The following is a 12,279-nucleotide window of genomic DNA, read 5'->3' as shown; positions in this document are numbered from 1 at the left end:
TGAGCTTGGGTGGAGCGGCTCAGAGACCGTCCACGAATTCCTTGTATTTCGCTTCGTCCATCAGGCCATCGAGCTCGCCCGGATCGGCGATCGTCAACTTGAAGAACCAGCCCTCGCCCTCGGGCGCAGTATTGACCAGCGCGGGGTCTTCCTCGAGCTGTGCATTGCCTTCAGTCACGGTCCCGCTGACCGGTGAATAGACATCGCTGGCGGCCTTGACGCTTTCGACCACCGCGGCGTCGCCGCCCTTGGTCAGCGCTGCACCCGCGTCGGGCGTTTCGACGAACACGATGTCGCCCAGCTGGCTCTGCGCGTAGTCGGTGATGCCGACGGTTGCACTGGTACCATCGACCTCGATCCATTCGTGGTCTTCGGTGAAATAACGGGTCATTTGGCAGCTCCGGTCTGGTTGCGTTTGGGGCGGTGATAACGATGACGGACAAACGGCGTCGGCACGACCTTGGCGGGCAGGCGCTTGCCGCGCACTTCGATTTCGAGCGGGGTCTCGGGCGCGGCGTGGGCCGCATCGACGTAAGCCATCGCGATCGGGTGGCCGAGCGTGGGCGAAAAGCCGCCCGATGTGACCGTGCCGACTTTGGTATCGCCGGAGTAGACCTCCGCCCCTTCGCGCGCGGCCATCCGGCCATCGAGCGCAAGGCCGACCCACTTGCGCGCGGTACCTTCAGACAGCTCGCGCAGGATGCGTTCTGCGCCGGGGAATCCCCCTTCAACGCGGCGGCGCTTGTTGATCCCGAACGCGAGACCGGCCTCGATCGGTGAAGTATCGGGCGTCATGTCGTGGCCGTAGAGCGGCAAGCCCGCCTCCAGCCGCAGCGAATCGCGTGCGCCCAGGCCGATGGGCTTGACTTCGGGCAGGCCGCACAGCGCCTCGGCCAATGTCTCGACGTCGGCCTCGCGGACGGAAATCTCGAAACCATCCTCGCCCGTGTAGCCCGATCTGCTGATCCCCAGCGGCACGTCGCCCCACATGTAGGGGCCGGCATCCATGAAGGTGAGGCCGGCCGCATCCGGCCATCCGGGGAGGAACGGGCGGATGTCCAACCTTTGCAGCGCCTGCGCCGCTTCGGGCCCTTGCAACGCCAGCAGGGCATGGTCGGCAAGGTGGTTCAGCGTCACATGATCCGGAAGCAGTTCGCGCAAGTGACCGATATCGTCCCACTTGGTCGCGCCGTTGACGACAAGATAGTAGGTGCCACCACGGTTCGCGATCATCAGATCGTCGAGCACCCCGCCGTTTTCGGCGAGCAGCAGCGAATAGCGTTGACGACCCGGCTTGAGCGTCGCCAGGTCGATCGGAAGCACCTCTTCGATTGCTGCCTCGACGCCGTCGCCGGAAACCTCGAGCTGGCCCATGTGGCTCACGTCGAACAGACCGGCGTGCTCGCGGGTCCACTGGTGCTCCGCCAGAATCCCTTCGTACTGGATCGGCATTTCATAACCCGCGAACGGCACCATCCGCGCACCCCTGGCGCGATGCCAGGCGTCGAGCGGCAATGCCTCCAGTTCGACTGTCTCTTCGATATCGCTCAAATCAGAATCCCGACACGTGCGGCGATGCCCGGACAGGCATCTTGAAAACCGCTACCCCCTCTGTCGGGAAACCTGAGAGCTTCGACGAACCCGGTGGCCCGCCATACCCCTTCGGTGGGCACAGCCAGCCGCTGCGCCGCTTTCCAGAGTGTCGCATGCCCTGCCACGGTCCTGTGGCCTGAGAGATTCCGGGGCGGTTGCTCCTTCGGCGTCCCTCGTCGGTGTGACGCGGGAGCTCTCCCGCGGCAGGTCTCGGATTCGCATCCGGCGACGCGAACGGCTCTGCGCGATTCGGCGCGCGCGGTCAATCGAGATTGGGGCGCAACCAGCGTTCGGCAGTGGCGATATCCACGCCCCGGCGCCTGGCGTAGTCTTCCAGTTGATCGCGACCGATCCGGGCGACACCGAAATACTGCGCTTCGGGATGCCCGAAATAGAACCCGCTGACCGCCGCGGTCGGCAGCATTGCGAAGTTCTCGGTCAGGGTTAGCCCGGCGTTGGCTTCCGCATCGAGCAGGTCGAACAGGATCGGCTTCAACGAATGGTCGGGGCACGCCGGATAGCCGGGCGCGGGGCGGATGCCGCGATATTCTTCCTTGATCAGTGCCTCGTTGGTCAGCTGCTCGCCGGGGGCATAGCCCCACAGATCAGTGCGGACGTGCTGGTGCAAGCGTTCAGCAAAGGCCTCGGCAAAGCGGTCGGCGAGCGCCTTCAGGAGGATGTCCGAGTAGTCGTCCTTGTCGGCCTTGAACCGCGCCGAATGTGGCTCGATCCCGTGGATCCCGACCGCGAAGCCGCCGATCCAGTCGCCCGCCGGATCGATGAAGTCGGCAAGGCACATATTTGCCCGGTCGCGCGATTTCTTGACCTGTTGCCGCAGGAACGGGATCGTGACGTGCTCTTCGCGCCGGACGCGATGGATCGTCACGTCATCGCCATCGCGCGCGCACGGCCAGAAACCGCACACACCCTTAGCCGTCAGCCATTTCTCGGCGACGATCCGGTCGAGCATCGCATCCGCGTCAGCCTTCAGTTGCCGAGCGGTCTCGCCGACCACTTCGTCATCGAGGATCGAGGGATAAGTGCCGTGCAATTCCCATGCACGGAAGAACGGCGTCCAGTCGATGCATTCGCGCAGGTCAGCCAGCGACCAGTCATCCAATGCGTGGACCCCCGGCTGCAACGGCGGTGCTGGCTTGTCGCTCAGGAACGCGTCGTAGTAATTCGCCCGCGCATCCTCGAGGCTGAGCAACACGCTCTTGCCTTTGCCTTCGCGCGCATCACGGACATGGGCATATTCGCTCGCGGTCGTCCCGACAAACTCGTCACGCTGGGTGTCGGACAACAAGCGGCTGGCAACACCCACCGCCCGGCTCGCATCGAGCACGTGGATCACCGGGCCGTCATAGGCCGGATCTATCCGCAGCGCGGTGTGGACCTTGCTGGTGGTCGCTCCGCCGATCAGCAAAGGGATCGCCATTTGCGCGCGGCTCATTTCCTCGGCGACGGTCACCATCTCGTCGAGCGAGGGGGTGATCAGCCCCGAAAGGCCAATGATATCCGCCTCGTTCTCGTTCGCGGCTTCGAGGATCCTGGTCCACGGTACCATCACGCCAAGGTCGATCACTTCGTAGCCGTTGCATTGCAGCACCACGCCGACGATGTTCTTGCCGATATCGTGCACGTCGCCCTTCACGGTGGCCATCACGATCCGCCCCTTGGCCTTGGCACCGGCTTCTTTCTCGGCCTCGATGAACGGGATAAGGTGGGCAACCGCCTTCTTCATCACGCGGGCGGACTTGACCACCTGCGGGAGGAACATCTTGCCGCTCCCGAACAGATCGCCGACGACGTTCATCCCGTCCATCAGCGGGCCTTCGATCACTTCAATCGGACGTCCTTCGCGCTGCTCGACCGCCAGCCGCGCTTCTTCGGTATCCTCGACGACATAGGCGTCGATGCCCTTGACCAGCGCGTGCTCGAGCCGCCGCTCGACCGGCCAGCCGCGCCATTCCTCGGCCGCCTTCTCGTCAGCGGCGCTCTTGCCCTTGTAGCTTTCGGCAAGTTCGATCAACCGTTCGGTCGCATCCGCGCGGCGCATCAGGATCACGTCCTCGCACGCCTCGCGCAGCGCCGGGTCGATATCATCGTAGATGTCGAGCTGGCCGGCGTTGACGATCGCCATGTCGAGCCCGGCAGGGATCGCGTGGTAGAGGAACACCGAGTGCATCGCGCGGCGAACAACTTCGTTGCCGCGAAAACTGAAGCTGAGGTTCGAAAGCCCGCCCGAGTAATGCGCGTGCGGGCACGTTGCTTTAAGCTCGGCCACCGCCTCGATGAAATCGAGCGCATAACGATCGTGTTCTTCGATACCTGTCGCCACCGCGAACACGTTGGGATCGAAGATGATGTCTTCAGGCGGGAAACCGATGCCGGTGAGCAGTTCATAGGCGCGTTGGCAGATCGCGACCTTGCGCGCCTTGGTGTCGGCCTGTCCGGTCTCGTCGAACGCCATCACCACCACAGCCGCGCCGTAATCCATGCATTTGCGGGCGTGATCGAGGAATGCCTCCTCGCCTTCCTTCATCGAGATCGAATTGACGATCGGCTTGCCCGAAACGCACTTCAGGCCTGCTTCGATTACTTCCCACTTCGAGCTGTCGACCATCACCGGCACCCGCGCGATATCGGGTTCGGCGGCGATCAGCTTGAGGAACGTGGTCATCGCCTCGACCGCGTCGAGCAGGCCTTCGTCCATGTTGACGTCGATCACCTGCGCGCCGTTCTCGACCTGCTGGCGCGCAACTTCGACCGCGGCGGCATAGTCGCCCGCCATGACCAGCTTCTTGAACCGGGCAGAGCCGGTCACGTTGGTGCGTTCGCCGACGTTGACGAATTGCGAACCGGAAGGGACGGTGGAGGTATCAGTCATGGAATATCCGGTAAGTGGCGCGCTCACGCGGCCATCGTGAACGGTTCGATTCCCGCAAGGCGGGTGGCGACCGGCGGGGTCGGGATCGCGCGCGGCTTGGCGCCCTTCACCGCCTCGGCGATCGCAGCGATATGTTCTGGTGTCGACCCGCAGCACCCACCGAGCACGTTGACCCAGCCGGATTCGGCCCACTGGCGCAGCATCCCCGCGGTGGTGTCAGGTGCTTCGTCATATTCGCCGAGTTCGTTGGGCAGGCCCGCGTTGGGATAGGCCATGATCAGCGTATCGGCGATCCGGCTGAGCAACTGGATATGCGGGCGCAGCTGCTCGGCGCCGAAGGAGCAGTTGAGGCCCACCGTTAGCGGCTTCGAATGGCGCACTGCGTTCCAGAACGCCTCGACCGTGTGGCCGGACAAGTTGCGGCCTGACAGGTCGGTCAGCGTCATCGACAGCATGATCGGTACTTCGCGGCCCAGCTCGCGTTCGAGCTGGCGCACCGCCATGATCCCGGCCTTGCAGTTGAGCGTGTCGAAGATCGTTTCGATCAGGATGAAATCCGCCCCGCCCTCGACCAGCGCCGCGGCCTGTTCGTGATAAACCTCGAAGAGGAAATCCCAGTCGATTTCGCGATAGCCGGGATCTTCGACGTCGGGGCTGAGCGAGAGGGTCTTGTTGGTCGGACCTATCGACCCGGCAACGAAGCGCGGACGGCCGTCTCGGGCGGCGAACTCATCCGCCACCTTGCGCGCCAACCTTGCGCTGGCAACGTTGATCTCGCGCACAAGATGCTCCGCGCCATAGTCGGCCTGGCTGATGCGGTTGGCAGAGAAGGTGTTGACCGAGGCGATATCGGCCCCCGCCTCGAAATAGGCGCGATGGACGCTCTCGGGCACCTCGGGCCTGGTCAGCGCGAGAATGTCGTGGTTTCCCTTCTGGTCCTTCGCGAGGCCCAGCGATCCGGCATAATCAGCTTCGCTAAGTGCGAACCGCTGGATTTCGGTGCCGAAACCGCCATCGTTGATCAGGATGCGCTGAGCGGCCTGCTCGAGAAATTCCTCGCGGGCATTCATTGGGTGTCTCCTGTGGCGCGCACTCCGAGCAAGTGGCAGACGGCATAAGCCTGCTCGGCGCGGTTGAGCGTGTAGAAATGGAACTCGCGTACGCCGCCATCGTAAAGGCGGCGGCAGAAGTCGGCTGCGACGGTAGCCGCCACCAGCGCGCGCGGACCGGGCCGTTCGTCGAGCCCCTCGAACAGTTCCTCCATCCAGCCCGGGATATGGGTGTTGGCGCTCATCCGGCGGATCGCCGCAAAGTTCGTCACCGGCATGATGCCCGGCACTATGGGAGCTTCGATTCCGGCAGCGCGCGCGTTGTCGAGGAACCGGAAATAGGCGTCGGTCGAATAGAAGAACTGAGTGATCGCCTGGCTCGCCCCGGCATCGAGCTTGCGCTTGAGGTTATCGAGGTCGGCTTCCGCGCTCACGGCTTCGGGGTGGACCTCCGGATAGGCAGCGACCGAAATCTCGAAATCGTGCCGCTTGCGCAGCCCCTCGACCAGCGCGGCGGCCCCGGCATAGCCGTCGGGATGTGGCACGAACCGCCCCTCGCTGCCGGGCGGGGGATCGCCGCGCAGTGCGACGATATGACGCACGCCGGCATCCCAATAGGCATCGGCTATTTCGTCGATCTCGCCTTTGCTCGCTCCAACGCAGGTGAGGTGCGCTGCGGGCACCAGGTCGGTTTCCTTGACGAGACGGGTGACAGTCGCGTGGGTGCGCTCGCGGGTGGAACCGCCTGCGCCGTAGGTGACCGACACGAACCGCGGGCGCAGCGGCGCGAGCTGTTCGATCGAATCCCACAACTGCGCCTCCATCTTCTCGCTCTTGGGCGGGAAGAATTCGAACGATATTCCGATGTCACCCGGCAGCGCCGCGAACGGTGGACGGTCTTCAATTGCTCCGTTCATCGGCTGGCAGCCTTTCGTTCTACGGCCACCGTTGCGGCCTGCCCGATGGAGGCAATTCCGGGATCGCGGCGAACGCCAGTCCAGATCTTCACGGTCAGCTCACCGCCTTCGCACGCCAGCGTCTTGGCAGGAGCAAACCCATGTTCAGCAAGCATTTCCGCCATCTGCTCATCCGCGAACCCAAGCCGCGCGTGGGCGTGTTCGCGCCGCAGCTCCTCGCGCGAATGCGCCGCGAGATCCGCAATCGCAATGCTGCCGCCTTCGCGGCAGACCCGCGCAGCCTCCGACAGCGCGTAGTGCGGCTCTTGCGCAAAATGCAGCACCTGGTGAAACACCACGGTATCGAAGCTTTCCGCGTCGAACGGCAACGCGCCGAAATCGCCCTGGATCAGCGCGACGCGGTCCGCCGGCACATCCTGCAATCGGACCCGCGCGAGCCGTAGCATTTCGGGGCTCTTGTCGAGCGCTGTCACCCGGTCGGCATAGGGCGCGAGAAGCTCGGCGATCCGACCCGTTCCAGTACCGATATCGAGCACCGCGCCGAGCGGACGCTTGCCCAACGCATCGAGCAGCGCCGCTTCGATCGCTTCAGCGGGAGACAGCAGGGCGCGCAGCCGGTCCCACTCTGACGCATGGGCAGCGAAGTATTCGGCTGCGGCGCGTTCTCGGCTCGCGCGGATATCGGAAAGGTGGCGGCGATCCTTGGCGCAGGTCTGTGCGAACCCTTCGTCTTCCGCCTCGGCAGCCGCCAGAAGTCGGTCAACCGCGCGGAGCATTGCCTGCCCTTCCCCGCCCGCAGCCGTGCGTCGCAGGAACACCCAGCTTCCTTCGCGGCGCTTTTCGAGCAGGCCCGCATCGCACAGGATCGCGACATGGCGCGAAACCCGCGGCTGGCTCTGCCCAAGGACCTGCGCCAGTTCGCCCACGGCGAGCTCCATCGCCGCCGCGAGGCGCACGATGCGCTGGCGCGTGGGATCGGCCAACGCGCGGATGAGCAGGTCAACAGTCACATCTCACATAAAGATATATTTATATCCGAATGTCAATCTGATTCGCGCATGTGAAATCGAGCGGGAACGCCCGCAGACCTCCTGGATACGATACTGTGAAGCGCCTAGTTTGGCCCGTATTGCTCAGGCCGTGCCTGCCCGAAATCCGCCGGGTCGAGGGCACCCATCGCCAGCAAGGTCTGTGCCTTCGCCAAATAGGCCGCCGCGCTGGTCTGGTTTAGGGTAATCCGCACGGTGTTCAGCTCGCGCGCAAGAATCAGGATGTCGAGCGTCGTGCGCATCCCGGCACGCTGCTGTTGCGAAGCACCGTCGTAGGCGGCTTGGGCAGCCTGCGCGGCGGGTTCGAGATCGCCGACAGCATCCTCGCGCGACTTCCACTCCTGCCATGCCCCGCGAACCTGCGAGACGACATCGCGGCGCACCTGGTCAACCCGGTGGACGTCGGCTTCGTGCAGCTCGTCATATTCATGCGTGCGCGCCTCGCGGTAGCCGCTGTCGAACAGCGGCCCGGACAGCACCACAAGGCCGCTCACCCCGGTCTGCCGCAAATCGTCGCGATAAGGCGAAACCGGGTTCTGGCCCAGTTGCCCCTCCAGGTCGATCCTTGGGCGAAGCGCCGCCCGCGCTGCATCGGCAGCCGCGCGCGATGAACGCTCGCGGGCCTGGGCCGCCGCGAGGACCGGGCTCCCCGTGCCGGCATAGGCATAGGCGGAATCGAGCGACTGGACCGGCATCCGCACCGGGTTCGGAGGTGTCAGGTCGCCGGCCGGTGCCCCTACCACCGACACGAATTTCGCTTCGCTTCGCGCGAGTGCAATTTCGGCGGATGCGAGATCCGACTTCGCAAGACCAAGGCGCGATTCGACCTGGTCGAGATCGACCGACGTGATCTCCCGTACGCTCTTGCGCTCTTTGGAGCTGTCGAATTCCTTGGTCAGCAAATCGACGTTGTCGCGCGCCAGTTGCAATCCGGTCCGATCGCGCAGCACCGAAATATAGGCGTCGATCGCGGAATAAAGCACCTGCTGCTCGACCGAATCGAAAACTTCGTTCTGGTAGTCGACCTGTGCCTTCGCCTGCCGCAGGTTCGATTCGAGCCTGCCGAAAGTCACCAGCGGCTGGGTCAGCGTCACCACCATGGTGTGGGTCCAACCCGACCTGTTGAGGTTGGGCAGGAACAATTGGTCGACCTTGTCGCGCCGAAAGCCGTAGGTCAGTCGGTAATCGAGCTGCGGGCCGAACTGGGACTTGGCCTGCGGGATGCGATACTTCGTCGCCCGCGTGGTGGACCGTTCGGTGGCAAGGGTTGGGTTGTAGGCCAACGCCCGCGCGATCGCTTCGACCAACGTGGTGACCGGCTGATCGCTCGGCAGCGGCATCGCTTCCTCGCCCGGCGCTGCCGGCGGACCGACCGACGCCACGGACGCGGTGTTGGCCGCGCCGGGCCCTGCCTTTGCAACGTCCTGACTCATGGCCGGATGCGCCGCTACCAGTCCGGATATCGCAATCGCCCGCAGTGCCGCCTTCGCCAGCGGGTCAATCATAGCGGAAAGCCCGCTCGAACTGGTCGTGCAGCGGCTTGAACAGGTAGGAGATCATCGGCCGCTTGCCGGTGATGATGTAGACCTCGGCCGGCATTCCGCTGCGCAAGTCGAGCTTCTCGCGCTTGATCCCCTTCGCGTCGAGCGTGATCCGGACGAGGAAGAACGTCGCCCCGCTCGCTTCGTCGCGGCTCCGGTCGGTGGCAACGTAGGTCACCATGCCATCGACCTCGGGCGTCGCCGCAGTATTGAAACCGGGAAAACGAACGCGCGCCGATTGCCCGGCGAGCACCTGGTCGACATCGTTGGGCGAAACCGCAGCTTCGATGATCAGCTGGTCGCCATCGGGGACGATCTCGAGGATCGGATTGGCCGGCTGGACGACTTCGCCGATCGAAGACACCGCGAGCTTTTCGACCGTCCCGGCATATGGCGCGCGGATTTCGCGGTTGACCTGCTGGTCCTCGACCGAAACGTTGCGGGTCTGCTGGTCGTTGAGCGTCGTATTGAGTTCCGCTAAGCGCGCTGCCGCATCGGCCCGGCGCGACTGTCCGATCTGGATCAGCTGCTCTTGCGCCTCGGTGATCGACGCATTGGTACGCGCGATATTCGCCTGCAGCGCCGCGATATTGCCTGCCAAGCCTTCCTGCGTTCGCTCGAGCTCGTTCAATCGGTTGATCGTGACCAGGTCCTGCTCCCACAGCTTACGGACCCCTTCGAGTTCGGGCTTGATCAGCCCTTCCTGCTTACGGTTGGAATCGATTTGCGCCTGGTAGCCCCTCGCTTCCTGCTGTCTCTGCGCGATGCGTGCTCTCAGCTGGGCGCGAAGCTGCGCTTCTTCGGAACGCCTGATCTGGAACAGCTTGGTCTCGTCGGCCATCGCGTCGCGGGCATTGGCGCTTGGATCGTTGAGCAGTTCGGGAGGGAACGAGATGCGCGGCTGCCCCAGCCGCTCGGCATCGAGCCGGGCGCGCTGCGCCAGCAACTGCTCGACCGTCATTTTCGAATATTCCGCGGCGGCGCCCGACACGTTGTCTTCGAGTTTGAGCAGCAGCTGGCCTTTCTTCACGTGATCGCCATTCTTGACGAGGATCTCGGCGATCCCGCCGCCGGTCGGGTGAGCGATCTTCTTGACCCGCCCTTCGACTGCCACCGAGCCGTGCGCGATCACTGCGGTACCGATCGGAACGACCAGAGCGAGGATGAAGATCGCCAGCAGCAATCCGCTACCCGCGAGCCAGACAGTCCGGAGGGATGCCTCCTGTTCGGTGGTCTCTTCGTCCCAGTTGGTCCAGATATCGGACAGGTCGGGCATGGTCGGTGAGGGTCGGGTTGCCATCTGCCTCGCCCCCCTCAGCCGACTGTGACCTGGGCAGGCTGTTCGCCTACCGACTTGAGCGTGCGTTTGAGCACATCGTCGCGCAGCCCGAAATCGACGATCCGGTGGTTGTTCATCACTGCAACGTGAGTCATCGGCTGCAAAGTGGCCGGGCGATGGGTGATCACGATCGAGATCCCGCCGCGCTCGCGATGGACGGTGATCGCGCGGGCAAGCGCCGAATCGCCGTTGGCATCGAGGTTCGAGTTCGCTTCGTCGAGCACTAGCAGGAATGGATTGCCATAGAGCGCGCGGGCAAGCCCCACCCGTTGGCGTTGGCCGGCCGAAAGTTCGCTTGCGCCGTCGCTCAGCGAGGTGTCGTAGCCATTGGGCATCGCGAGGATCATTTCGTGCAGGCCAGCCGCCTGCGCCGCTTCGATTATAGCTTCTGAGGTAGCATCGGGATCGAACCGGGAGATGTTCTGCGCGATCGTCCCACCGACAATATCGACCGTCTGCGGCAAATAGCCGAACGCCTGGCCCAACCGGTCGCGGTCCCATTGCGAATGCGGCGCTCCGTCGAGCCGGATCTCACCGCGACGCGGGGCCCATACGCCGATGATTGCCTTGGCGAGCGAAGTCTTGCCCGCAGCGCTCGGCCCGAGAATGGCAAGCGCCTCGCCCGCTTCGAGCCGAAAGCTGACCGCTTCGACCACCGGATCGGTGGCACCCGGAGGCACGACCCATACGTCCGAGAGCGTCAAGTCCTTCGACGGTAGCGCCAGTTCGGTCGCGCGGCTTCCCGCCGGAGCCGTTTCGGCTATCGTCAGGTAAATGCGCTGCCAGCCGCTCGACGCAGCGACCATCGCCCTCAGGTTACCGATCGCCTGATCGACCGGTGCGAGCGCACGCCCGGCGAGGATAGAGGACGCGATGATGATGCCGCCGCTCGCCTGACCGTCGAGCACCAGCAATGCGCCGATGGTGAGGACCAACGACTGCACGAACATGCGGAACACGCGTCCGGCGGAACCATAGCGGCTGATGATTCCCGAGAGGTTCGACTGGGTATCGAGGAATTCCTCGCTCAGCTCTTCGGTCCGGCCTTGCATCCGGTCGGCCATCCCGAGCGCGCGGGCGGTTTCGGCAAAACGGATCTCGGCCTGTACCCGGCGCTGGCGTTCGCTGGTCACTTGCGACAGGTTGCTCGATCCAACCCTTGTCTTGCGGTTCGAGACCCACGCGATCGTGCCGATCATGATCACCGCGACCAGTGCCGCAACACCGAGCCAGATATGCAACGCGGTCAGCACGCCGAGGAACACGATCACCCACGGCAGGTCGATCAGCGCAGCTGGTCCGGCACTGCTCATGTAGCTGTAGACCTGGTCGAGGTCGCGCAGGACCTGCATTCCGTCGCCGGGCATGGCGCCGCGTTCGAGTTGGCGGTTTGAAATCGCGTAGTGCACCCGTGGGGACACGTCACGATGGAGCCGCCGGGCTGCGAGCGATAGCGCTCGCGAGCGCAGGTTCTCGAAAAATACCTGGAATGCGTAAACGCCCGCCAGCATCGCGAACAGGCTAAGCAGGGTCGGCAGGCTCTTGCTCGGCAGGATCATGTCATAGACCAGCAGCATGTAGAGCGAGCCGGCAAAGGCCAGCACGTTGAGCAACATGCTGGAAACGACGATCACCCAGAATAACCCGGTATTGCGTCTCCAGAATTGCTTGAACAGTTCGATTGCGTTCGAAGCTGGCATAATCCGATCATACGGGCCAGCGGCCCTTCACCTCCGGTCCAACGTTGGAATTTGCCCCCGTCGAGTCGTTCGCGAGCCATGCGCTGCAGGCCGACGCTCCTTACATGTCAGTAGGATAACCGATGACGCGGGCGAAGCAAGCGAATGTGAGCGCTGGCTTGCGGGTGTGCCAAATTCAGCCAGAGCCGGGCTAGCCGATGG

9 protein-coding genes and 1 riboswitch are annotated in these 12,279 nt (G+C 64.1%); all 9 genes read right to left on the bottom strand.

The window, feature by feature from the left end:
* Positions 1-19 precede the first annotated feature (19 nt).
* The 9 genes from gcvH to CJO11_RS11725 all read right to left on the bottom strand — a co-directional run bounded on the left by gcvH (position 20) and on the right by CJO11_RS11725 (position 12,078).
* Positions 20-391 (bottom strand): glycine cleavage system protein GcvH, encoded by a 372-nt coding sequence (gene gcvH, locus CJO11_RS11765; protein ID WP_095012877.1) that lies wholly within the window; start codon positions 389-391, stop codon positions 20-22.
* The gene (gcvT, locus tag CJO11_RS11760; protein ID WP_240504485.1) at positions 388-1,551 is read right to left on the bottom strand and encodes a glycine cleavage system aminomethyltransferase GcvT; all 1,164 of its coding nucleotides are present in this window, start codon (positions 1,549-1,551) and stop codon (positions 388-390) included. Before gcvT ends, gcvH begins: the two co-directional genes overlap by 4 nt.
* A 156-nt stretch (positions 1,552-1,707) precedes the next feature.
* Positions 1,708-1,804: riboswitch (glycine riboswitch) on the bottom strand.
* A 51-nt stretch (positions 1,805-1,855) separates the two neighbouring features.
* Positions 1,856-4,483 (bottom strand): methionine synthase, encoded by a 2,628-nt coding sequence (gene metH, locus CJO11_RS11755; RefSeq protein WP_095013387.1) that lies wholly within the window; start codon positions 4,481-4,483, stop codon positions 1,856-1,858.
* 23 nt (positions 4,484-4,506) lie between these two features.
* Complete coding sequence (locus tag CJO11_RS11750) at positions 4,507-5,553, bottom strand: homocysteine S-methyltransferase family protein (RefSeq protein WP_095012875.1); 1,047 nt, start codon at positions 5,551-5,553, stop codon at positions 4,507-4,509.
* Entirely contained in the window at positions 5,550-6,449 is a 900-nt protein-coding gene (metF, locus tag CJO11_RS11745) for a methylenetetrahydrofolate reductase [NAD(P)H] (protein WP_095012874.1), read from the bottom strand. The genes CJO11_RS11750 and metF overlap by 4 nt, the downstream gene beginning before the upstream one ends.
* Entirely contained in the window at positions 6,446-7,459 is a 1,014-nt protein-coding gene (locus tag CJO11_RS11740) for an ArsR/SmtB family transcription factor (protein ID WP_095012873.1), read from the bottom strand. Before CJO11_RS11740 ends, metF begins: the two co-directional genes overlap by 4 nt.
* Positions 7,460-7,563: 104 nt before the next feature.
* On the bottom strand, positions 7,564-8,931 hold the full coding sequence (locus tag CJO11_RS11735) for a TolC family protein (RefSeq protein WP_169829194.1): 1,368 nt from the start codon (positions 8,929-8,931) through the stop codon (positions 7,564-7,566).
* 64 nt (positions 8,932-8,995) lie between these two features.
* Positions 8,996-10,339 carry an HlyD family type I secretion periplasmic adaptor subunit gene (locus CJO11_RS11730; protein WP_240504484.1) on the bottom strand — a complete coding sequence of 448 codons (1,344 nt, stop codon included), beginning with the start codon at positions 10,337-10,339 and terminating at the stop codon, positions 8,996-8,998.
* Positions 10,340-10,353: 14 nt separating this feature from the next.
* Positions 10,354-12,078, bottom strand: a complete 1,725-nt coding sequence (locus CJO11_RS11725) for a type I secretion system permease/ATPase (protein WP_095012870.1) — start codon at positions 12,076-12,078, stop codon at positions 10,354-10,356.
* Positions 12,079-12,279 lie beyond the last annotated feature (201 nt).

The organism is Tsuneonella mangrovi, from assembly GCF_002269345.1.
In the GTDB taxonomy this organism is placed as follows: Bacteria; Pseudomonadota; Alphaproteobacteria; order Sphingomonadales; family Sphingomonadaceae; genus Tsuneonella; species Tsuneonella mangrovi.
The sequence above is the reverse complement of the archived record's forward strand: the minus strand, read 5'-3'. Positions and strand labels throughout refer to the sequence as shown.

Excerpts from the sequence above, each read along its gene's own strand:
- gcvH (WP_095012877.1), bottom strand. The coding sequence starts at position 391 with ATGACCCGTTATTTCACCGAAGACCACGAATGGATCGAGGTCGATGGT.
- metH (WP_095013387.1), bottom strand. The coding sequence starts at position 4,483 with ATGACTGATACCTCCACCGTCCCTTCCGGTTCGCAATTCGTCAACGTC.
- CJO11_RS11750 (WP_095012875.1), bottom strand. The coding sequence starts at position 5,553 with ATGAATGCCCGCGAGGAATTTCTCGAGCAGGCCGCTCAGCGCATCCTG.
- metF (WP_095012874.1), bottom strand. The coding sequence starts at position 6,449 with ATGAACGGAGCAATTGAAGACCGTCCACCGTTCGCGGCGCTGCCGGGT.
- CJO11_RS11735 (WP_169829194.1), bottom strand. The coding sequence starts at position 8,931 with ATGAGTCAGGACGTTGCAAAGGCAGGGCCCGGCGCGGCCAACACCGCG.
- CJO11_RS11730 (WP_240504484.1), bottom strand. The coding sequence starts at position 10,339 with ATGGCAACCCGACCCTCACCGACCATGCCCGACCTGTCCGATATCTGG.
- CJO11_RS11725 (WP_095012870.1), bottom strand. The coding sequence starts at position 12,078 with ATGCCAGCTTCGAACGCAATCGAACTGTTCAAGCAATTCTGGAGACGC.